At 40.1% G+C, this 23,279-nt stretch carries 13 protein-coding genes; 4 read left to right on the top strand and 9 right to left on the bottom strand.

The features are described 5' to 3' along the window. Nucleotides 1–333: 333 nt before the first annotated feature. Nucleotides 334–744, top strand: coding sequence for an OmpA family protein (locus Q0954_RS24450; RefSeq protein WP_299461418.1), 411 nt, complete (start codon nt 334–336; stop codon nt 742–744). 257 nt (nt 745–1,001) lie between these two features. Here Q0954_RS24450 and Q0954_RS24445 read toward each other — a convergent pair whose 3' ends face one another. The 4 genes from Q0954_RS24445 to Q0954_RS24430 form a co-directional block, all read right to left on the bottom strand. Further along, complete coding sequence (locus Q0954_RS24445; protein ID WP_299461416.1) at nt 1,002–3,653, bottom strand: penicillin acylase family protein; 2,652 nt, start codon at nt 3,651–3,653, stop codon at nt 1,002–1,004. Between the two features lie 203 nt (nt 3,654–3,856). After that, nucleotides 3,857–6,277, bottom strand: coding sequence for a penicillin acylase family protein (locus tag Q0954_RS24440; protein WP_299461413.1), 2,421 nt, complete (start codon nt 6,275–6,277; stop codon nt 3,857–3,859). 401 nt (nt 6,278–6,678) lie between these two features. Further along, the gene (locus Q0954_RS24435) at nt 6,679–9,735 is read right to left on the bottom strand and encodes a penicillin acylase family protein (RefSeq protein ID WP_299461411.1); all 3,057 of its coding nucleotides are present in this window, start codon (nt 9,733–9,735) and stop codon (nt 6,679–6,681) included. Nucleotides 9,736–10,017: 282 nt separating this feature from the next. After that, entirely contained in the window at nt 10,018–12,552 is a 2,535-nt protein-coding gene (locus Q0954_RS24430) for a M14 family metallopeptidase (RefSeq protein ID WP_299461409.1), read from the bottom strand. Nucleotides 12,553–12,830: 278 nt separating this feature from the next. Between Q0954_RS24430 and Q0954_RS24425 the strand changes: the two genes are divergently transcribed. Together Q0954_RS24425 and Q0954_RS24420 are read left to right on the top strand one after the other, a co-directional pair. Beyond that, nucleotides 12,831–13,397, top strand: a complete 567-nt coding sequence (locus Q0954_RS24425; protein WP_299461407.1) for a hypothetical protein — start codon at nt 12,831–12,833, stop codon at nt 13,395–13,397. A gap of 199 nt (nt 13,398–13,596) precedes the next feature. Continuing rightward, entirely contained in the window at nt 13,597–14,760 is a 1,164-nt protein-coding gene (locus Q0954_RS24420; RefSeq protein ID WP_299461405.1) for a hypothetical protein, read from the top strand. 2 nt (nt 14,761–14,762) lie between these two features. Here the strand turns inward: Q0954_RS24420 and Q0954_RS24415 are convergent, their stop codons facing one another. After that, nucleotides 14,763–16,907 (bottom strand): 7TM diverse intracellular signaling domain-containing protein, encoded by a 2,145-nt coding sequence (locus tag Q0954_RS24415; protein WP_299461403.1) that lies wholly within the window; start codon nt 16,905–16,907, stop codon nt 14,763–14,765. 384 nt (nt 16,908–17,291) lie between these two features. Further along, entirely contained in the window at nt 17,292–19,079 is a 1,788-nt protein-coding gene (locus Q0954_RS24410; protein WP_299461401.1) for a serine hydrolase, read from the bottom strand. Between the two features lie 215 nt (nt 19,080–19,294). Here Q0954_RS24410 and Q0954_RS24405 point away from each other — a divergent pair, with 215 nt between their 5' ends. Next, nucleotides 19,295–19,801: a J domain-containing protein gene (locus tag Q0954_RS24405; protein ID WP_299461399.1), complete on the top strand. Its 507-nt coding sequence runs from the start codon at nt 19,295–19,297 to the stop codon at nt 19,799–19,801. 217 nt (nt 19,802–20,018) lie between these two features. Here the strand turns inward: Q0954_RS24405 and Q0954_RS24400 are convergent, their stop codons facing one another. From Q0954_RS24400 to Q0954_RS24390, 3 genes are all read right to left on the bottom strand, one after another. Further along, a complete protein-coding gene (locus Q0954_RS24400) occupies nt 20,019–20,189 on the bottom strand; it encodes a hypothetical protein (protein ID WP_299461397.1) in 171 nt (56 codons plus the stop codon). A gap of 258 nt (nt 20,190–20,447) precedes the next feature. Continuing rightward, nucleotides 20,448–22,430 carry a M56 family metallopeptidase gene (locus tag Q0954_RS24395; protein WP_299461395.1) on the bottom strand — a complete coding sequence of 661 codons (1,983 nt, stop codon included), beginning with the start codon at nt 22,428–22,430 and terminating at the stop codon, nt 20,448–20,450. Then, complete coding sequence (locus Q0954_RS24390; RefSeq protein ID WP_299461393.1) at nt 22,427–22,813, bottom strand: BlaI/MecI/CopY family transcriptional regulator; 387 nt, start codon at nt 22,811–22,813, stop codon at nt 22,427–22,429. Before Q0954_RS24390 ends, Q0954_RS24395 begins: the two co-directional genes overlap by 4 nt. Nucleotides 22,814–23,279: the final 466 nt, after the last annotated feature.

Here is a 23,279-nt window from a genome sequence, read left to right as displayed (position 1 = left end):
GGCAATAAAAATAACGAAGTATCAAGGCGAAAAATCACCCCTCAGAGTGTAAATTTATTTTTGAACAATTCCTTAGAGCATTGGGTTTCTTTGATTTTTAAGGGTAAACGAAAATAATAGAGCGATTTTTTGTTAAAAACAACAAAACAATTTACATCATATCAAATGCGCTCTAATGCCCAAACTACTAAAAACCTCTTTTAACACTGTTAGTCAATACCTACTCAAAACCAAATATAACTGTTAAAAAACCATTAATTTCCAAATATTTACCGCCTAATTTGTAAATTTATAGTAGCCTATACTTTTACCCAAACCCAAACATACACTCCCATGAAAACACGTGCATTACTGTTATTATTATTACTCATCAGTGGCTTTGCTTTTGCCCAGAAACATAAAGCAATACGCGTAAGTATTTATTTTGGTGGAGGTAGCTATTATATAGATACTGAACAAAAGGAAAACATTGTGAAAGTAATCAAGCAAATCAAAGACTTGAACAAATACCAAATCAGCATTACCAGTCATACCGATAATATTGGAGGCAAAGAGTACAACGAATGGTTGTCGAAAATGCGGAGCGAGGCAGTACTTAAGCAATTGATTGAACGTCAAATAAAAAAAGAGAAGGTATTGATTAAAGACTTTGGACAAAATAACCCAATGTATACCAACGACTCGCACAATGGGCGCATCAGAAACCGTCGGGTAGACTTACTATTTTCTCCTTTGAATATGTAAGTAAAATGGAAAAAATAAAGTAATCCAAAAGAAGGCAGTATCTGTTTGTTGGACGATGAAAAAAATCTTTGCGTAGCCTTAGCTACGGAACTATTTTTTGAAGAAGTACAACGGTCAGAGACGAAATTCAGTGGATTAGGTTATTTTTGTAGTTTTACTAATACCAAGTGCAGAAAAATGTTTGGAACAGTACCAAAAATGGATTTACAAAAAAGCCTTGTTTTCTCTGGTGAAAACAAGGCCATTATCATTTAAAACTATTTTCGGGGTTTCAACACCAATACTTTACGCCTACGCATTTTTTGAATAGAGTCGCGGGAAATCATAGGCGTCTCACGGAAACGCCCAGAGTTAAATAACTCGGTTTGGTCGCTGTAATAAGGACTCATAAAGTTGCCCGACTGTCCGGTAGGCAACATGCTTACGGATTTGTCTATGTTGCCAAAATCTACAATCAAACGCATGGCTGGACCACTTTTCACTTTCATTGCTTTGGCGGTGTGGTCAAGTTTAAAGGCTTGGTTGTTGATAACCTCTAGCCCTCCCATGACAGCATAAGGCCCTACATCAAACATTCTGTTTAAAGGAAATCCTCCCTTACCCAAAGGGTGTTTGTGCTCCAGGGTATGCATTTTTTTCCAATGCCATTTGGCCACCTTTTTACCTAATTGCTGCTCCAACTCATTCATTGTTTGTACAAATGCTTCTCTAAAAATGTCTGCCCTGGTTTCTTTGCTGGTCAATGTAGTGGCATTGTCCCACCAAAGCGAATTTTTATTTTGCATCAGGTAAGGAATCGTTCGCCTCATTACAAACAAACCCATAAAAGTATTAAAGTTGGTAGTCCCCATTTCATCCTTTAGTGTTTTGTGCAACACGTGCGACAACATTTTATAATAAATAGTAGGGGCTACACTCTCTAAGGTATGTTCGCCTTTCCAGTCTTTCAATTGGGCAATTGCTTCCTGGTACCTTTCTTGTTTTTTGGCGCTGGTTTTCAGTACTACATCTTTTTCCAGTACTTGAGCAAACTCACGGCTCAGATGAGGGTAAGCTGCAGAAATACCATCAGTAATCATTACCTGCATTTTGCTCATGTTCCAACGTTGGGTTCTGGTAAGCCAACTCTTGATGCGTTTGGCACGATGGTCAGGCACATAATACCCTGGATAGTAAATACCATCAGACATTTTTTCGGGTTGGTTATTTGCCGAAAATACAAAGCCACTGGGTGGATTGATTGAACGGGGGTTTTCTTCAAACTTATAAAAGCCCAACGGTTCGTCTTTGCCGCTGGCACCATCCATAAAAAACTTAGAATTGAGGCTATCACGACGTTTAATCAACTTGGCCACTGCCCACCAGGCAATGTTCCCTTGTTTGTCGCCGTACATTAGGTTGAGCCCTGGCGCGTGAATTGTAGATACCGCACGTTCTACCTCACGCATACTTTTACTATGGCTTAGGTTAAACAAAGCTTCCAACGACTTATTTTTAAACTTGGTAAATGTCCAGTATACCGATATAGGTGTCTCATAACGAGGCAATGGCCTGGTAGCTTTTGTTGACTTGGCAGTAGTATCAGTTTTGTCTTCTTGCTTGTCTTCTTTTTTGTCTTTCTTCTTTTTGCCTATTTTCAGTTTGGGCGCCTTGAGCTTTGTCTTTTTGGCTTTTTTATCTTTCTCCTCCCCCTTTTTCTTTTCCTTTTTTGGTTTCACTGCAGCTGCTGTTTCTTTTTCTGCTTTGTTGACCAACACATCGTTGATAATAGGCCCATGACGGCTTGTCTTCACCCTGATTCGTATATTATCCCCTCCCTTTACCTTAATCACCTCATAACGTATTTTCAGGCTTTCCCACTTATTGGTTGCCCATACTTGGTTGCTGTTCTGGGGGTTGAGTTTTTCGGTGTAAAAGTCAATGTCATCGTTTTCGAGCATGGTAAGTCCCCAGGCATGGTGGCGGGTGTGCCCTACTATCCCAAAGGGAATACCTGCCAGGTGGTTGCCGTAAAAACTAAAGCCAGGGTATTCTATGTGTGCCTCAAACCACACCGAAGGCTGGGCATACTTGATGTGGGTGTCGTTGGCAAGCAATACTTTGCCACTTTGGGTAAGTTTGCCACTTACTACCCAACTATTGCTCCCAAACCAGGTAGCTACCGGCATTTGCTGTACAATGTCATGAATGGCCGAAGCTATGCCCCCTGTGTTTACATTGGGTAAACTGTCGTTGCCTGAAGGGTTATAAGTAGGAATTTTCAAGGAGTCATCAGCGGTATCTATTCTTAGGTCTTTCAAGTACTTTGCCCCCAGTTTTTTGTTTAACTCGGTCAGTAAAGGGTCAGTACGGTGTCCGGTGGCAAAACTAAAGCCCATATAGCCCAGTATATGATAAACATGCTCTAGGGTCAGCTCTTCTCGTTCTACCCCCAAAATAGTATACTCTGCAGGTGCCTTTCCTTTCTTTATAAATTGATTTACTCCAGCAATGTATGCCATAGTAGCCTTGTAATGGGGCGCATCTGGATTTTTTCTAAACTCTGCTGCCGAGGCTTTAGCGTTTTCGGCAATACCCAAGGTGCGCATCAAACGATCCGTTTCAATGGTTTTTTTGCCAAAAAACTCCGACAAACGTCCACTCCCCATGCGTTTCATCAAATCCATCTGAAAGAGACGATCTTGAGCATGGGCATAGCCCAAAGCAAAATAGGCATCTTCCATATTATCGGCACCTATATGAGGTACTCCATGCTTGTCGTAATGAATTTTGGCAGTTTTTTGCAACCCTTCAAGGGTAATTTTACCTGTATATTTGGGTTTAGTAGATTGCAGAAAGAAATATACTCCTCCTACGGCTAACATTACAAGAATTAAAATAATTAACAGGCTTCTGACAAACCATTTCATATTTATTCGTTTTAGCTGTTTATTTTTGGGTATTATCTGATCATCAGAAGGTTATGCACCTCCTGTCTTATCATTGTTTTTTTGAAGGATGAAATCTACGGATTTATTTGTAAATAATCTAACCGTTGAGCAATTGATGCTTTCGCATACAAAAAAAGCCAGGACTTTTGCCTGGCTTTTATCAGTTTATAAATATATCCTCCTTATTTCACTTTGAGCAACAAAAGCGAACTCGAACGCTGAATTTCTTTTTTATTGGTTAACTGGCGACGCATTTTACCTTTGTTATACATTTTGGCCTGATCTTGATAAAAAATACTCTTAGGGTGTCCTGAGTTACCCACAGGAAGTATGCCCCAACTCCGTTTTTCTCTATCTGAAAAATCAACCAACATTCGCTGTGAAGGTTGGTCAGAAATCTGATAAACAGCATTATTAGTAAGGGCAAAGCCAAACTTATTAATCACATCCATGCTTCCACTCATTGCAAAAGGTCCTACTGTAAACCGTTTATCCTGGGTAAAGTTAATGTAAGTGACCTGATGTACTTTGCCCCAACGCCAATTGTTAGTCTTAGGTAGTTGCTTAGTAAGCTCTTGAACAGTTTGATCATAAGATTTGGCAAAAATATCCTTCCGGCTCTCGCTCCCTTCGTTCGTTGTTACATCATTCCACCATATCGATTTGTCTTTAAAAAACAAGGTGGGGTAAGTACGACTAAGCACCTCGTTCATAAAACCGGGGTTAGGCATGAGTTCTTTAAACAATTGCTCACCCAACTCGTCTTGCATAGTGTTTTTTATTAGGTAATAAAGCAGCTTGGTAAATACTACAGGGGCTTGTGCTTTGAGTCCATGGCTACCATCCCATTTTCTAAGCAATTGGGTAGCATAACGGTGATTGACTGACTTGCTAAGTACTGGGTCGTCCTTTAGTACTTCTAACACTTCTTTGCTTATTTTTACAAACAAAGGCGATGTGTCATCCATAAACAAATCTTGTAGGTCTTGGTTTGACCATTTCTTTTTTGTGTTAAACAAGTCCATGAATCTTTGCTGCCTTACACCTGCTACATAATACCCAGGAAACATTTGTCCATCTACTTTATCAGGTTGATTGTTAGCAGTCGCTACATAACCGCTCTTAGGGTTGATTGATTTAGGGTTTTTCGAAAATTCATAATATCCTAAAGGTTCATTGCGGGTATTGGTGCCATCCAGCAAAAACTTAGAGTTAATCCCAGGTTGGCGTTTAATCAGGCGAGCACTGGCAAACCAAGCAATATTTCCGTTTTTATCGCCATACATCATATTAAAACTAGGAGAAACTAATTGGCTTGCTGCTTTTTGAGCTTCTTGGGGTGTTTTGGCAAGGCTTAAGTCATAGCTACTCTTTAAAAATGTATTGGGAAACTTGTTGTACACCCAAAACATAGAAACGGGTTGGTCTTCTTTGGTCAACGCAGGTAATACATCGTTGATAATAGGTCCACGTTGGGTACACTTTACCAATAGTTTTACCTCTTCTCCTCCTTTCACTTTAATCGTTTCTTGGCGAAGGGTGAGGTTTACCCACTGATTGTCTTGTTTAATTTTATAGCGACTTTGTGGTTGGTATTGCTCTTGGTAAAAATCCATATCATCTACCAATAGTGAGGTATTACCAAAACTTGCGTGACTATTGTGTCCTAGTATAAAAGTAGGATTCAATGCATGTACATAGCCATACAGGTTTTCTCCGGGGTAGTTCAGGTGTACTTCATACCAAAAGCCTGGCTGTCCTACCCCCAAGTGAGCATCATTGCAAAAGATTACCCTTCCTTTTTTAGTTTTCTTGCCTGACAATACCCAGGCATTGCTTCCTAACCAGGTAGGCACCCCCGGAATTGCCTGAATATTGGCAGCCAACTGCTTAGTAATCGTATTTTTTCTTAAACTTCTCTGTCCATTGCTTTTCAGGGGTGCTTGCCCTCTGAAGCCTTTAGGCTGTATCACACCTTTTTGTAAGCCGGCTCTGTTGGCAGGTGTAAGTGGTATTCCAAATCGATAATTTAAATCTTTGAGGTATTTATCCCCTAGTTTTTGGCGTATTTGATGAATGGTCATTTCTGAACGAAAACCTAAAGCCAATTGAAAAGATAAAAAACCGGTGACCGCATAGATATCTTCTAAGGTGAACTTTTCTTTTTTGATTCCCATAATCTCAAACTCTAATGGCATTTTTCCAGTATCGACAAACGTGTTAACTCCTGCCAGGTAAGCTTCCAGCATAGTTTTAAAACGAGTTTGAGGACCTTCACGAAGCAACTTTGCCGATCGTTTGGCGTTTTCGGTAATCCCTACTGTTCTTACCATTTTGTCTGTAGCAAGCCCCACTTTGCCTACCATTTCAGCAAATCGTCCAGAGCCTAACCTGCGATATAGTTCTAACTGTGCCAGTCGTTCTTGAGCATGTATATACCCCAAAGCAAAGTAGGTATCTTTTTCGCTTTGAGCATATATGTGGGGTACACCATATTGATCAAAATATATTTTTACTTCCTGTGATAAACCTTGTACTGTTACTGAGCCTGAATACTTTACCTGCGCCTGTGCATCTGTATAATTAGCTAAAGTAATGAGCATAATTACACATAAGATTGAAACTTTTGGAAAGACTTTCTTCATCTAGAGTATTTGAAGTTTGAATAATGAATATGCTGTAAAACCTGTGATAGTGCTGGTACAAAGTTATGCTTATGCCAACCCGTTGAATGGCGTCATTTGTTTACAAACACAGATCACTTAAAGTTTAAGGGAAATTGTCTAGAAGAAGGGTTAGATAGTCACTAATAGATTAGTATTGATACACTATATTTACACTGTAAAGTAAAAAAGGTTACAAACACTATGTAAGCATAGCATTTATAACCTATTCTATCTAACATTCATCACAATATTCCTACTTGATGTTACATAGCTTCTTCAGCGTATTTTTGCAAGGGCACAAAATTTAAGGCTACTGCTATTCACACCTTGATGCTCCATTAGTGTTTAATCACCTTATACCTTACAACCTCGGCTCCTACCTGAATTTTAAAGATATACTTACCACTCACTAATGAGGTTGTAGGCACAATGGCTACTCCATTGGTAAGCTTGACAGACACTCGTTGTACTTGTGAACCTCGCTCATCTATAATGGTGATGTTAATATGAGAACTCTTTATATCACGCCCTTCTATTTTTATCTGAACAGGCTTCGTACCAGTTACCGGGTTAGGATATACTGTTAAACTACCACTGGTAAGTTTTTCGGGCAGATTATTGGTAGTTCTACTATTGGCACACTTAGTCACCGCAAGCGCACTTGTAGAGCCTGTACCTGCGACGTTGCTCTTGCCAGCAACGGTAATATTACCACCATTAAAATTAGCCCCAAAATCTACATTGATAGTACCATCAGTAGTTGTAATGGTTCCGGTGGCTCCTGTACCATTTTGAGTAACTCCTATTGGCAATGTCCAGATATATTCATCGGCATTGTACACTGTTTCTACAGAGTAATTCACAAATAAATCGCCCGCACAGGCAGACACAGGTCCTGAAATATCACCTACATTGGGCGCAGGATAAGGTGGTTTTTCTAATAATAATACAGTACTTACCTTCTCAATATCTTCCCTGTCCATCAGCATAGCACGTAACAAACCATTGTTGTAGAGCTCTACCTGATCTTGATAAAAAGGGCTATTTGGAACACCCGATTGCCCAGTGGGTAGTACTCCTCTTGACTTTTTGCCTACATCAGAAAAGTCTACCAAATTCCGATTTACAGGTCCGCTTGTTTTAGCCACACTATAGTTGCCAGAGGTAGCCACTGCTAAAAGGTCTAATTCTGTTTTATTCAAGGTGTTGATCCCTCCTTTAAAAGGGTAAGGTCCTAAGTTTCCTTCTGCCTGACCGGTAAAGGCTGCAGGCAAGTTAGCATAAAACTGCTGGTGTACTTCGCCCCATACTTGTTCCATTGAACCAAACTCCACCAAAGCATTTACAGCTGCATCATAAGCCTTGGCAAAAATGTCTCTACGGGTTTCTTTCACATGAGTAGTAGATACATCATCAAACCAAATAGATGACCTATTAAGCAGCAAACCTTCAAAAGAACGGTCAAGCACATCATATAAAGGTGTAACTCCAGTAAAGAAGGATTGAAACAAGTCTGGTCCTACTTCATCTTCCATAGTATGCTTTAGAAGTTGATAAAACAACTGATAAAATACGATGGGTCCTTTTGTATCAAGCGGATGGTCTCCTTTCCAACTTTGCAGTATTTGGGCTGCCTTTGCATGATGAGCTGTTTTATTGAGTACAGGATGACTAGCCAATGTTCTTAGTACTACCCTTGATATTTTTCTAAAAGTAGGAGACTTATCATCTTCAAACAACTTCCTTAAATCCTCTTGTGAGAATCGCTTGCCAGAACTTAGAATTTTTTTAATCCGTTTTGACCTTGTACCTGCCACATAATACCCTGGGTACAACAAACCTTCTACTCTCCCTATTTGGTTATTGTTTGAGTATACAAAACCTGATGGAGGATTAATAGAACGCGGGTTGCTCTTAAAAGGATAGTACCCTAAAGGTTCGTCGTTACCACTGGCTCCATCCAAAATCACTTTAGAATTGACATGTTCAGGTCGTCTTAAAAATTTAGTGGCAGCAAACCAGGCAATGTTTCCTTTTTTATCAGCGTATTGAAAATTTATCCCTATACCTGATATATCACGTATTGATGACCTAAACATTTTTATATTTTTGGAGTTGGTAATATCAAAGTAGGCTTTGAGGTATGACTCATTGAATTGGAAACCCACAAAAAACAATGAAATGGGATCTTCGCCTTTGATATTGCCATCTACATTGTTGATGACAGGACCATGGCGAGTAATTTTCACATTAAAAGTGGAATCCTTTAATGTACCATCTGACTGGAGAATTCGCATTGTCTCTGTTCTGGTTTTCATATCTTGCCAGTGATCATTTACCCACACTTGATTTGAGTTGGCAGGGTTTAGTCTCTCACGATATAAATCAGTGTCATCGTGTAACATCGCGGTTGTTCCCCAGGCAATATCTCTGTTATGACCAATTAAAGGAAGTGGCGAAAATGCAATCCAATTACCATATAAATCTTGCCCTGGATATACCAGATGTGCTTCATAAAAAGTATCAGGTTTGCTCAAAGGCGAGTGACCATCACTGGAATGAATAGGTTTACCAGTAGTAGTGAGTCTTCCAGACAACGCCCAGCCATTGCTATTTTTTGCTACCATCTTAAACTTATCTTGAAAGTTGGCCAGCGTTTTTAGCAGTTTCTTACCCATACGCTTACGCTTTTTGTTGTATTTTTTCTTAAAAAATATGCTTCCTGGACGTGGAGGGAAAGATCTATTGACAGGAGTACCATTCTGAATATTTAAGTCTTTAAAATACGCAGGATTATCCAATCTGCTTACCAGTTGATCGGTAATGGCATCTGATGAAACCTCTAGAGCCGCAAACCCATACAAAAAGTAGTTAATCCAAGAATAAATGTCCTCTAAAGTATAAGCCGCAGGTGTAGGCAATAAGTCTTTGGGACGTGTTTGGGGGGTTAAACCAGCCAAATAAGCATTTACGCCTGCCAAGTAAGAATTCATTGACTTTTTAAAGGGAGTATTAGGTCCATCCCTTAAAGCTTTTGCTGATTTTTTGGCATTTTCTACTATGCCCACAGTACGGGTTGGCACATCAAACGAGGCTCCAAACGCTCCTAAAACTTCTCCAAGAGTGCCCGTTCCCAAGCGACGAAACAGCTCAAATTGAGAGATACGCTCTTGAGCATGAACATAACCTAAAGCGTAGTAAGCATCTTCTAAGCTTTGTCCATATATATGCGGTATACCGTGATTATCAAATAAAACCTCTACTTTTTGATGGAGGCCTTGGAGGGTTTTCTTGCCTGAATATTGGGGGAGTTGTGCATAGGAATAATGCTGTGTGGTAAACAAAAACATGAGCATAGCGAGCCACACAATTGTTGGTTTTTTAAGTTTAAGCATTTTACGAAATAGTTAAGTTGAAATGATCAACTGGTTAAATAATTTTTCACTGTTTTTAGGTACGGGAAAATAAAAATTCGTTTTTGGTCACGTAAGAAAAACACCAAAAAAGAACAAAAACAGTATTTTAGATCAATTACTTACCTAGCACAATTTCATCGCCTTCTCTATATCTTATGTTACTGATACAGATAGGTTTGCTTATCCTATAAAGAGTAAAGCCCACTCAAAAAATAGCTTATTTTTTGAGTGGGCTTTTTTGTGATACTTACAAAACCTTACTTACCAACCAATGATATGTCCAAAAAACATCGCATTTGCAAATAGCTTATTGGTACCATACCAAAATGCTCTAAAGTTAGGATTATCGAGCATAGATACCACCACCCCTCGGCCTCGTTTACTTACAATAACACTTGCGGTATTTTGTAAGTACTTAAGGTTAGGTTTAGAAATATAACCGCTCAGCAAAGGTGATTGGGTATAGTATACTGGGGTAGCATAAGGACTGATACTTTTATTAACAAATAACTCATGGTTACGAAAAACAGGTATTTTATCTCGTTCATAACCGTAGCCAATCGGATGGGTAATGTCAATGTTGGCCTCAAATATTGCCCCTCCTATGCGTTGGGCACCACGTCGGTTGCGGCGGGTTACATAGGGGTGTACTACTGGTTTAGCGGGCTGTTTTTTTACATATTTAAAAGAAGCAAGTCCTACATTTTTTGCCCATCGGTTAGCCCCTTTAATAGTAATAAGCGTTCCTCCTTTTCGTACCCAGTTTTTTATTTTTTGGGTATCGTCATTTATGTCATTATAACGTCCATTTACCATTACAATCACATTATACTTGCCCAGGTTTACACGACTAAAACGGTACTTGTCTACAATAGTTACTGGCATATCATAACGGGTGTCTAACAAATGCCAAACCTCACCCACATCATAACTGGTGACTCCTTGCCCGGCAAGCACCATTACCTTGGGCTGGTGCAATGCGCGAATAGAACTGCTCCCCAGGTCACGTCCTTTGTCGGCAAGCCCCTTGTGCAACACATACACATCAACGCCATCTTGCTGCGTAATGGCTTCCATTTCTTTAAAAAGTGCATTTTTGCTCATTTTCTGAATACCTACAGGCACCAGTATAGCGCCATAACTAAAAGATTCACTGTTGCCCTCTACATTAAAAGTAAAGTTTTCGGTTACTACTTTGGTCTTTATTCCCTTCTTTTGCAGACGATAAAGGGCACGAGGCGCATAGTAATTGTTCCAACGAAACACATAAGCCACTTCATTGTGTTGCCCACCTATAGCCCATTTCATTTTACCTGCCGGAAACTTGATTTCTTCAAGCTTAGCGCCTTTGCTGCCGCCTTCCTGAAAAGGTACCCCAAAGGCATAAGGCATAGTCCAGGCAGATACATCATAAAACAAGCTGTCTTTGTACTCTGTCTGCACCTGAAACATGCCCGAAATCAAACGACTCTGAGCTTGTCCGGCAGGCACTACATAAGCGTTTTCTTTCTTTATCTTCTGCCCTTGGATAGTCACGTCTGAGGCTGCCTGGTGAATCGTTATTTTGTGCTGTTGCATCATTTTTACCAACTGATAAGTTCTGCCTTTGTCGTTTGAGCCAAACACATAAGTTTTACCCTTGGGCGCATTTTTATGGAAGTTTTTCTGGTAATCCAACAATTTTTTACGCAAAACATTGGCCGCTTCTACGGTAGACATAGCTGTGGTAAACTGGTTGCGAATGGTAAATGGAAACCGCAAAACTCCATGAATACTTTGTTGCGCATGCCCACGTGAGCTTGCTTGTTCAAACAAAATTCCGATGCTGCCCTGTACATCGGGGTAAGTAGATCCCTTGCCATAATAATAATCGTCAAACCCCTCCTTGGTAAAATAAAGAGACCCGATTTTGTCGAGCGCTTTGCCATGAAACCTGGCAATTTCAGCCGTCAAATCCTGATTCATCTGAGGGGTTAAAGGGTTGGTGCGTGCCGGAATACCAGGCTGAAAAAAGTACGAAGCATTCGTACCCATCTCGTGATGATCTGTCAGAATATTAGGGCGCCACTGTTGAAATTTCTTGATACGCCCTTGACTTTCAGGGTGTTGTACAGGCAACCAGTCACGGTTTAGATCAAACCAATAATGGTTGGTACGCCCCTTTGGAAACACCTCGTTAAACTCTCGGCTGGCAGGGTCGGTTACCAGGTTTTTACTTTTGTGCATGTTTGCCCAAGTAGCAAAACGATGCAAACCATCGGGGTTAAAACAAGGGTCAAGCAAAATGATGGTATTATCAAGCACTTTGTTGACAGCGTCGCCCTGGGCAGCCGCCCAATAATAAGCCTCAAGAATGGCGGCATTACTTCCACTGGGTTCGTTGCCATGAATACTGTGCCCCGACCATACCACCACTGGCATATCATCGGTATTTACTCCTCCTGCTTTGGCTGGGTCGCAAAGTTCCAGATGCTTTTGCCTGATTTGCTCAAGGTTTTGGTGGTTTGCAGGCGATGTAATCTTTAAAATCAGTAAAGGGCGATTTTCATGGCTACGGGCGTACTCTTCCAATACTACCCGGTCTGATGCTTGTGCGATTGCCCTCATATAATAGACCAACTGGTCATGCGACACGTGCCATTCGCCTACTTCATACCCCAATACTGATTTGGGAGTAGGTATTTTTGTATCGTATTGAATGTTTTGAGGAAGATAATATTTTAGGTTAATGGTTGGTTGTGCCATCAAGGGTACCCACCAACTGATAGTCAGAAGTATTAGTAATGTTTTTTTCATGTACAATGAATCGGCGTGAACGTATGTTTAAAATTAGCGCTCTATGAAGCAAAACATACTCTAAAGTGAAACTTGAATGTTTATTGTTTGATAACAAAATGCAGCTAAATTAGTTAAAAAAATCTTAAACCTGTTCTCAAATCAACTCATCAATCCAATCTCTTCTCGTTTTTGACAAAATTTGTTTTTTTAGAGTCAATAGTAGAATTTATTTTTGAAGGATTACAATACATTTTTGTATATTGAGGTATTGTCTTACTTTTTTCAAATTGTTTGCTATGAGTACCCACGAAAACAAAGACCATTATATAGAAATACCGCTTACTTTTGACGTTGATCACTTTTGGGAAGTATATAATGAGCAATGGCAAGACGAAATTATTTTAATAGACAGGCGCCACTCCGATAGGTTTTATCTGGGACGCATACTTACTGCCCTATTCATTTTTGGCTTTATTATGGCGTTTATCAATGGAGTGTGGGCATTTTTTATTGGGGTTGGCATCGTCTTGAGCGTAGGTTATCAGGTAAAAATGGCCAATGACCTACAAGCCATGCAACAAAAGCTAGACAACAAACGGGCAGACGTAGAAAAATGGCTCGATGGCCTCAAAACAGCCCACTCATTTCGCCTGTTACTTACTCCTGATTATTTTACGCTTTTTCAAGATGAAACACCCCACCAAATGCCTTGGGAAAAATGCCAAAGCTTTGCTGCCAACGAAAATTATCTGATGGTTATAGGGCAACCACAAGAACCTAACTTTATCTTCCCCCGGAAATCAATGAAAGAAGCTGATTTCTTTACATTGACCCGAACAGTAGAAGAAAAAATATTGTTGTAACCCCCACATTTACAGACAAAATCATATCGTTTGCCGAAAAACTTGCAATTGCCCATAAATAAACCCTCCGCAAGTATGTCATCATCCACATCTTTTCTGTAAATTGTTGGGAAAAGTACTCACAAATCTATCAAATACTTTAACACAAACTTCCTCAGTCGCCATTTGGCTTTTGCCTAGACAGAGTGTATGAGCAATTATGTCACAGCCAACTTCAGAAAATGCTAAGCAACGGTCGTTGATAGACCGTGTGGCGTTTAACTACTTCATTAAAATGGTAAAAAAACAGTCTGCTCAGGCTGAAGACGACTACCATATACTCAATGACAAAGAGGTAAGGGCCATCCATCAAATCAGGCGCTGGGCACTTATATGGTCGGCAACCTTGGGGGTATTGGGGGTGTTGATGCTGTACTTGCCTATCCATTTTTTTCCAGCATTATTTCCCAGTATTAGTATGAACCTCCCCTGGTGGGGCCCTGCCAAAGTACCTGTGGTGTCTACCATATATAGCATTGTACTGGTAATAATAGAGGTTTACTTTCTTACCATTGTTAGTTTACAAGCAGTGCATAAAATGGCAAAGGTTTGTGGTTTTCCTAATGTTGATGATCCTGACTACGAAAAACACCTCGCAGGGCTTTACTCTATAGGAATGGAACGCGAAAGTACCGAAATGGCTAATTATGGGATCAACCCTATGGCAGGGCTCAATAAGTACTACCTGATGTTGGTGGTAGTGATTAACCGCCTAAAAGGTACCATTACCAACTTGTTAGTAAAACTATTGCTCAAGCACCTGTTGGGGCGGGTAATGCTTCGGCTTTGGATCAATTTGGCAGGCATACCCGTATATGCTTTCTGGAACGCCTGGGCAACTAATACTGTGCTCAAAGAGGCCAAAGTACGCATTATGGCACCCAACATGGTCATTCAACTTACCGATCAGCTGTATGAATTGTTGAAAGACGATGAAGAGTTCAAAGATTTTTTATTCGATGCGCTTCAGTTTATTGCAGTCATCAAGCGAAAATTTCATCACAACCACTATTTCCTGGTAGAAAAACTTATCCTTAAATTTGATATAGAAACCAAAGACCAGAAGGCACTTGGGCGGGCACAGTTGATTGACAAAGTAAACAATATCAATCCGGCAGCACGTGAAGGCATCGCCAAGCTTTTTCTATTTGGGATGATCATAGATGGTAAATTATCATTGAAAGAGAAGAAAACCCTGCAAGAGCTGCAACAACAAGGACTTATTACTTTTGATTGGGCTACCCTCAAAAGCTGGGAACGTTCTTTTGTCAATGGACAAGGGCTGGAAGAATTGCTGGCAAGCAAAGTTTTACAAAACGCCTAAAATTAAACTTGCACTCCAATCCATAAAATATCATCGCGTTGTTTGGTACCCTCCATATGCTTGAGCAACGCCTGCTCTAGTAGTTGTTTTTGCTTGCTCAATGCCAACGAATGATTATCCTGGATAAATTGCTTCAACCGTTTCTCTCCAAATTTCTTACGCTTTTTATTATTCTGGTCTGCCAAACCATCTGACCCAAAATAAAGATAACTCCCTTTAGGTAAAGCCACTTGATGGGTCTCAAAAGCAATCATATTTCCTTGCGACCCTCCAATGGAAGTGCGTGTGCCTTTTATCTCTTGCAGTTCAAAGGTGTCTGAGGGTATATAAATCAACGGTCGTTTTGCTCCTGCAAACTCTACATTTACTTGATTTTTTGCATAGTCATGCAATTTTACCAAGGCTACGTCCATTCCACTATTATTGCCCGTTTGCTCTTGATTTAAACCTTGTTTTATTTCTTGATGTAAATTAGTCAGAATTTCGGCAGGGTCAAACACTTTGTTTACCTTGATAATATTGTCTAACAATGTATTGGCTACCATGCTCATAAAAGCCCCAGGCACGCCATGCCCGGTACAATCTACCGCAATTAAAAACAAATTATTTTTGACCAACTCTACCCAATAAAAATCCCCGGAAACAATGTCACGCGGTTTATAGAGAATGAAGTGGTGTTGAATAAAAGTTTGGATGTACTGTTCGGAAGGCAAGGTGGCTTGCTGTATATTTTTGGCTGCGGTAATGCTTTGGGTAATCAGTTTGTGGTTCCTTTCCAGTTGGTCGCGTTGGGCAGCTATTTCTTCCTGGCTTTGCAGCAACTCCTCATTGCTGGTCACCAGTTCTTCGTTGGCGTTTTGCAACCCCTGTGTTTTTTCTTTTACTTTTTGTTCCAACACCTCATTTTGCTTTGCTATTAGTTGCATGTTTCGCTCTTGTGCGGCTTCCTTTTCTTGTTTAAGCATATTGTATTGGTGCCCCAGCGCAAGAGCAAAAATTAACACTTCGGACGATACACCGACATAAATAATATTTTGCGTAAACCAATTTACAGATAAAAACCCATTGATCATGAAAATAAATATAAAAATAGATACAATAAAAAATAACCAGGCAAGGGTGTATAAACGCGCATTTTGATTGCCCTTTACCCACAAATAAATGCCACAAAACAACAAGCTAAAAACAAATATGAGTATGACGACTTGGCTAAGCTCAAGTAGTACTGGCAATGAAAGCAAGTTAAAAAGGTTGAGCACCCCTAAAACTCCAAAACCCAGAAAAGTGAGAAACCATAACCAATAGTAAAACCTACGCGCAGTAGTGGCAAGCTTGAGGTAATAAGTCGCAAACAAAGTACCTGTAACAAAGCCGATATTATCCCAAACAATAAAGTTGTGCCAAAGCCAATCACCATAAAACAAAGGGTAGCCGTTCTCAAATGGTGTAGTCACCAAGAACATAACCAACATAAGGGTATAAATAAGATAAACCCGTTCTTTGATCGAATAAAACAAAAAGCCATTGTAAATAATCATGCCTAATAAAAGCCCTACAAAAATAGCCACAGCATACAAATAAACATTGCTATGGCGTGCCAACGCCTGAACCGTTCCTACCCTTAGTATGCGGGTATGGGGCATTTTACCTGACACTTTCAAATAATAAGTTTTGGCTGTAGAGTCGTTTTTTTCTACCAACAACACACAATAATAATTAGATGGGTATTCATTGTTTTCTTGGGGGCGCAAAGCTCCCAGTAGTTTGGGTGCAGGGTATACTCCCGATGAAGTAGGCGCATAAAAATCGGCGTACCAGGTATCAAAAGGGCTGCCTATTTCCAGCCAAAGGTCTTTTTTTGTTTGGTTTTCTAACCTAAACTTAAACCAAAAAACTGCCTCAGTCGCCGGATGAGTAAAAACATTTTGTTTAATTTGTTGGAATTTTTTCTGGTGTTGAGGTTTTAAAATATCATGAAGGCTCAACTTGCCCCCCTCATCTTTCAAAAAATGCGTTTTTTCTCCTATCAATGACATCTTACCCTTGTCTTGAATAGCCATTACATGACGGGTAGCCTGCCCATAACCAACCAGCGAAGTCATTAAAAATAAAAAAAAAGCAAGACAATTTTTCACACAATAGTTCATACAAATACTACAAATTGTTATTAGAAAACTCTCCAAAGGGTTGAATTATTTATGTTTTTCTTAGTCAACGCAGCCATCATATTCGGTGATATAAATGCCTGTTGCTTGCTACAAAGTTGTTCAAGGACAAAAACACCTACAAGCATCAGGTAGCTTATGACAATATAGTATTTTTTGCCTTGTTTTAGATCAAAAACAGATCAAATTTACTGCCATCAGACGGGTAAGTTGATAGAGTAGACGCTGGGTTAGGGTTTGTAAAAAAGAAGTTGATTGCCAACCACAAGACTATAAAATAAACCTGGACTGTTTTGGCATAAAAAAGCGACAAATAGGTGCTTATTACTTGTCGCTTGCAGCTGATCACTTATGGTTCAAAAAACACTATTTCTTTTTCTTAGCCGTAAAGACGCCATTGGGTTGATAAAAAGTAACTTCAGTTGCTGTACCTTTTTTTACAGCAAAAACCATTTGGTACCCCTTCAGTCTTTTGTCTTTAAAATCAAAAGTATGTGGTTTTTTCAATGACACCAACTCCCAATCGGGTTGCCCTGGCAAACTTACCATCAGCTGGTTATTACGTGCCCATACTTTTACTGTGGTGCCGTTCAATAAATACTCCCCAGTATACAGGCTAAGTGTGGCTTTACTCAATGTTACTTTAGCCTTGTAGCGTTCAAACACAATAGGGGCAACGCCTGCCTGTAGTTCGGCAGATGCCTTGTCTATTTTGCCTTGAGCATTGCTGTTAAAAACAATCTTTACGCCCTTAAAAGCACTGCTTGCCAGCTCAAAAACATCGTAATGGTAATGATTGAGTGGTACATCGAATGAATGGAATTGTACTCTTAACTGCTTGTCCTTCAATGCAACTACCATATCGCCATAAGCCGCCTGGCGAAACTTGCCCGTGTAGTGTTGGAGCTTACGCGAAGGTTTAGTTCCTTTGATTTGGTCAGTTTTTTTGTTGTTCTTTGCTTTTTTCAAAGAGGCTTTTCTTTTGGCTAACCTATCCAACCCTTTTTTGCTCCAGTCAATATCTTCTAACCCTGCCAAACGATCCAGTACTTTATTGCGAATAATACGAGTAATAGGCGTACCATTTTTATTGGTCAAAATCACTACTCCGGTTTTCTTGCCAGGCATTAACGCCACCATAGCCGAAAAACCATCAATATTTCCCCCGTGGTCTATCAATAATTGCCCTCTATAAGTACTTATAAACCACCCCAAGCCATAGCTCACGTGCGACGAATATTTACTGGCATTGCCAGGCACTATGCTGGCTGGGCTGTGCATTTGCTTAAGCATACCAGCCGACACTACCTCTTTGCCTTTGTATTTTCCCTTGCCTAACTGCATAATCAACCACTTCGCCATATCGTTGGTGTTAGAGTTGATCGAACCAGCGGGTCCTACTGCATCGATGTTACGGTAAGGCAATACCTTAAGCTTTTCTTTTTCTTCGCCATACCCCAAAGCCACATCACCTGCGTCCTTCATTTTCTCTACCGAAAAATTAGAACTGTTCATTCCCAAGGGCTTAAAAATACGGCGTGCTACTGCTTTCTCCCAGCTATTTCCCGACACTTGCCCTACCAAATATCCCGCTGTCATAAACATCAGGTTTTGATACTGCCATCCTTCCCGAAAACCCATGGTAGGTTCAAGATGGTGTAGGTTTTGGTACATTTTCTCTCTTGAATAATCACTGCCATACCATACCAGGTCGTGGCGAGGTAATCCCGAACGGTGGCAAAGCAAATCGCGGGGTGTCATGTGTGCGGTTACGTAGTCATCATACATTTTAAAATCAGACAAGTATTTTTTTACAGGCTTGTCCAGTTCAAGCTTGCCATCGTCTACCAGCTGGCATACACTGGCAGCAGTAAAAGCTTTGCTACTTGAACCTATAGCAAACATAGTTTGGTTGGTTACAGGCAACTTTTTTTCTACATTCCGATAGCCATACCCTTTCTGATATACCACTTTGCCATTTTGCACTACTACCATTGCTACACCAGGTACTTTCCAATCTTTCATTGCCTTGCGAATGTACTGATCTACCCCTTTCAGTTTTTTTGCTACGGCTTTGTCTTGTTGGGCAAACGATGCAACACTCAGTAGGCACGCGGTTACAAATAATAATAGAAATCGGTTGGTTTTAATCATTGTTATTTTAGTTTATAAATTAGATTCCTCCAGGGTTTATTTAAAAAGGTTAGTTACGACTCCTTACTTTTTATTACAAGTCTTGTGATAATTTTTTATCCCTTGCTAATTTTCATTCAATTGTGAATCTTTAGAAGGATTTGCTACGTTTTTATCATTACTTGCTATATTTGATTACCATATAATCCGATTGATTACTATCTAAAAAGTGGAATATGTTAAGTGAAAAATTTTTCAGAATATTAAAAGCCAACGTAAACGACCTGATGGACAGGTTGGACAATGTAAACCTGGGCAAAGTGGGCAAAGACCTCGATACTTTTTTAGACAAGGTTTTCCCTGATCCCGAAGAACGAAGAGAGTTTGAACGCAAGTACCAATCTCAGAAACAAAAAGAGGAGGACGAATGGCGTAAAAAATATAACTATTACCAACAAAAAGCTAACAGGCAACAAAACACTTACAATGAGTATTTCCGCAACCAATACCAAAGTTTTCAAAATAACTTCACGGCAGGGCTAGACGGCAAATACTACGACGCACTGGAAATAAAACCTGGGGCTTCGTTTGACGAAATAAAGTCGGCTTATAAAAAGGTAATGAAAAAATACCACCCCGATAAATATCACAGTGACCCCGAAAAATACAAATACGCTCAACAAATTTCTCAGAAAATAAATGAAGCCTACGCTCACTTTAAGAAGAAATTTGGAAAGTCATAAGACAGCCTGAAAGCTGTAAGATGATGTGATAACTCATAAAAAAAACCGAAAACTAACCATTGTAAAATGGAAGGGTTTTCGGTTTTTTTGTAAATAATGCTGTCAAAACACCTTGCCAAATTTAACCGTGCACTTTACGCACTTGGGTTAAATTTGAGGATCTTATGATGACAACAATTTCAGGTTATATCAGGTCTGGAAGCCCTGCCTGGCCATGTTATTTTTTACTAGAGTATTTCATCACTTTTGCGCTGTAGCTACCACATACTGCCCGTTGAGTTGTCTCTTTCTTGGCAACTGTTTTTTTTGAGTCAGGCATTACTTGGGTAAACGCAAAGAGCGCCAACAAAACGCTCAAAAAAGCCAGGTTTACTATTTGTTTGTTCATTGTGCTAAAAAGTGTCAATCAATTGTTGGAATAAAGGTATTTTTTATAGGCGCTAAGGTAGTACTTTTTACTACTGTCCTTTAATTCCAAACTTCGTTTAACAGTGCTTTAACACTGGTTTACAGTTTATTAACACTTACCTTGACCTGACAATCAATGTCAGTCATAAAAAAATGGCTACCTGTAACACAAGTCGCCATTTTGTGATTGATTTTAGAAAGTATACTGTGGCGTGTAGTTTACCACTTATCGCTATTTTTAGTCTTCATTATGGGTAGAAACCCAGTTCCAACTAGAGCCTTTTTTGTCAATATCTACTCCACCCACCTCCAAAACAAACTGGCGGTATTTTTTATACTGGGTCTTGTTCAACTTTTTACCGTTGATGATAATTTCACCTTTTTTCATTTTTAAAGTATAATTTCTGGTGTCCACAGGAATAATCTTGTCTTTTTTCATTTCCTCAATTACTTTCTTCAGCACATTTCGGTGCTGACCGGCTACACGTCTATGCTGTTCGGCAGTGCGTCTATGCTGCTCTGCCTGCCTACGCAATTCACGCCTATTTTTGCGTAGCTCACGCCTATGTTCGTTTAAATCCCGGTGATGCCTGCGTTGCTCTGTTCTTCTTCTGCGTTGCTCTTCCCGGTTTTTCTCAAAATTACGTTTGCCCGCAGCAATGTCTTTCTGATACTTGGGATAATCTTTGGGGGCAACAGTTTTTCCGTTCACCACCAGCTTGGTTACTTCCCAATTATCGCCATACTGTACACTTACATCCCTCCCATTTTGAGTCTGTCTAAACCACCTATTGCTGTTGCCGTGGTCTATATACACGGGAGAAGGAGGTGTAGGAGGCAAAGGGGGGGTGGGCAGGTCATAATCATAGCTATAGTTAGACTTCCTTTCGGTAGGGTCAACTGCTATAGTAATAGGCGACTTACCTTGCTCACCAATGCGTATTTTTTGGTCATTGATGGCAAAATCCCTGGTGTACTTGTCATAATCTTCAGGCTTTAGTTTTTTCCCGTTTTTATACACCACTACTTTTTTGCCCGGCAAAGTCACAATCATAAACTTACCAAAACGAATGGTATCATTCGTTGGCTTGGGAGTAGGCAGCGGCAGTTTGGCAACCGCTGTTTTTAGCATTGTATTTGTTACAGAATGGCTTGGTATTGCTTGTACCTTGGCTATAGTAGGCTCGTTACGTACATAAAACGAAGCAAGTGATAGAAAACCTACCATAAGCAAAGCTGCCACAAAACCTTCAGAAAAAGTGGCATTGGTACGTGGCGAATTAATAATTCGTTGGATACGACCCACCAAGCCTCCTTTTTTTCCGGCGAAAGCCACCGCATTTTGAGGTGCACCTATGCGCATCTCTTCCAGTGTAGCAAGGGTTTTGACCAGGGTAAGGCGGTCGTTGGTCAGTTGCAAAGCAATATCGTCACAGCAATTTTCGCGTTCTTCGCGTACCCTTGCCGAAATCCACCACATAGCAGGGTTAAAAAACAATACAATCTCAAATACCGACTGTAGAATATTTACCAAATAATCGTTGCGGTTAATATGCGCCATTTCGTGCGCCAAAATACTCTCTACCTGTTGCGCACTTAAACCGCTGATAGTACCCAAAGGCAACAATATCACAGGCTTGAGATGTCCAATCACCATAGGAGTTTTTGCCATTCCTGACTCTAGCAGCCTTACTACTTTTTTAATTTTGAGGCTATCTGCAATCTCTAGTACTTTTACCTGCCAATCATTGCTTACTGTCTTGGTTTGATGATGGCGCAAACGCTGCAAATAGGCAAAGCCTCCCAAAAAACGAAGCATCAACACCAGCACCCCCAACAGCCATACCGTTACGATCAAAGGCAAATGTTGGTTAAAATAATTACTGAAAAAAGTCAGGTTTTTACCCGAAGCAACCGATACTTGTTGAACCAAAGGCAACTGTGCTTGTACCACTTTGGCAGAGGTAGCCTTTGCGTTATCGACTAGCAGAGCACTCGCTTGGTAAAGGCTAACAAAGGTAATGGTTGCCACCAAAGCTAAAGTAAACAAGGCACTGGTTGCCACAAAATAACGTAAACGAGAAGAATTTTTGCGCAAAAGTATCAATGCCACCGCCAGTACAACGGCTAACACTGCTCCTTGCCACAAGCTATGAATCAAAGCCCAGCCAAGTGCATCTATCAAACGGGCGGGAATAAGGTTTTGAATCCATTGAATCATGAGGTCTCCCCTCCTTTCTCTAAGTCGTCAATCATTTTTTTGATTTCCTCCAATTCTTTCTTACTGGTTTTTTTATTGCCCAAAGCCTGCATGACCAGCTTTTTTGCCGAACCACCAAAAGCGGTATCCACTAGCCGGTTGACCAGTGTTTTTTGGGTATCTTCCTGGGTAATCACCGCATGGTATATATGGGTGCGTGTAGAGGTATCGCGGTCGGTCAATCCTTTTTCGGTCATCAACTGCAACATCTTGAGCGTGGTAGTATAACCGGTTTCGGTGTCGCGTAACTTATTGAGTTCATCGTTTACAAAGCGCACCGTAGAGGGTCCGTGTTGCCACAGTACCTGAAGAATCTCTAATTCTACGTCAGTGGGTTTTTTCATTGGTAATAAATGGTTATATGATTATTTTTGTACTACGAAATTATTCGTAGTACAAATAAATACGAAAATATTCGTAATAACAAATTTCCCATAATTTAAATACGAAATCCATCGTATTTAAAGCTATTTAAATTGCCTATACCAGTAGATTTTTAATAAAACAGCGTTTTATACCTGCCAGGTTGCCAAAAACTGGCAGGTATAGGCAAGTGTATAGCTTTTAAAATACTTGATGCAAATATTAAATTTCAATTGTCTATGCTAAAGTCAACTTAAGTTCGATACTAAAAAAAATACCCAACAGGCTTATGAAACCTATTGGGTATAATTCTTTAAGGCTCTTATAAAGAATTGGGCTGAAGGGTTATTGTATGCTCATGTTTGCTCTTCACTAGTACCTTAAATACTAAATACCTAACCCATTATTTCGGCGATTTTTGCCCACTGACTTTACTTAAAAAAACTT

The sequence above is a fragment of the uncultured Microscilla sp. genome (genome assembly GCF_947493425.1).
Lineage (GTDB): Bacteria > Bacteroidota > Bacteroidia > Cytophagales > Microscillaceae > Microscilla.
The sequence above is the reverse complement of the archived record's forward strand: the minus strand, read 5'-3'. Positions and strand labels throughout refer to the sequence as shown.

Bases quoted from the DNA above. Each gene is read 5' to 3' on its own strand.
- Q0954_RS24450 (WP_299461418.1), top strand. From the start codon at position 334: ATGAAAACACGTGCATTACTGTTATTATTATTACTCATCAGTGGCTTT.
- Q0954_RS24445 (WP_299461416.1), bottom strand. From the start codon at position 3,653: ATGAAATGGTTTGTCAGAAGCCTGTTAATTATTTTAATTCTTGTAATG.
- Q0954_RS24440 (WP_299461413.1), bottom strand. From the start codon at position 6,277: ATGCTCATTACTTTAGCTAATTATACAGATGCACAGGCGCAGGTAAAG.
- Q0954_RS24435 (WP_299461411.1), bottom strand. From the start codon at position 9,735: ATGCTTAAACTTAAAAAACCAACAATTGTGTGGCTCGCTATGCTCATG.
- Q0954_RS24430 (WP_299461409.1), bottom strand. From the start codon at position 12,552: ATGAAAAAAACATTACTAATACTTCTGACTATCAGTTGGTGGGTACCC.
- Q0954_RS24425 (WP_299461407.1), top strand. From the start codon at position 12,831: ATGAGTACCCACGAAAACAAAGACCATTATATAGAAATACCGCTTACT.
- Q0954_RS24420 (WP_299461405.1), top strand. From the start codon at position 13,597: ATGTCACAGCCAACTTCAGAAAATGCTAAGCAACGGTCGTTGATAGAC.
- Q0954_RS24415 (WP_299461403.1), bottom strand. From the start codon at position 16,907: ATGAACTATTGTGTGAAAAATTGTCTTGCTTTTTTTTTATTTTTAATG.
- Q0954_RS24410 (WP_299461401.1), bottom strand. From the start codon at position 19,079: ATGATTAAAACCAACCGATTTCTATTATTATTTGTAACCGCGTGCCTA.
- Q0954_RS24405 (WP_299461399.1), top strand. From the start codon at position 19,295: ATGTTAAGTGAAAAATTTTTCAGAATATTAAAAGCCAACGTAAACGAC.
- Q0954_RS24400 (WP_299461397.1), bottom strand. From the start codon at position 20,189: ATGAACAAACAAATAGTAAACCTGGCTTTTTTGAGCGTTTTGTTGGCG.
- Q0954_RS24395 (WP_299461395.1), bottom strand. From the start codon at position 22,430: ATGATTCAATGGATTCAAAACCTTATTCCCGCCCGTTTGATAGATGCA.
- Q0954_RS24390 (WP_299461393.1), bottom strand. From the start codon at position 22,813: ATGAAAAAACCCACTGACGTAGAATTAGAGATTCTTCAGGTACTGTGG.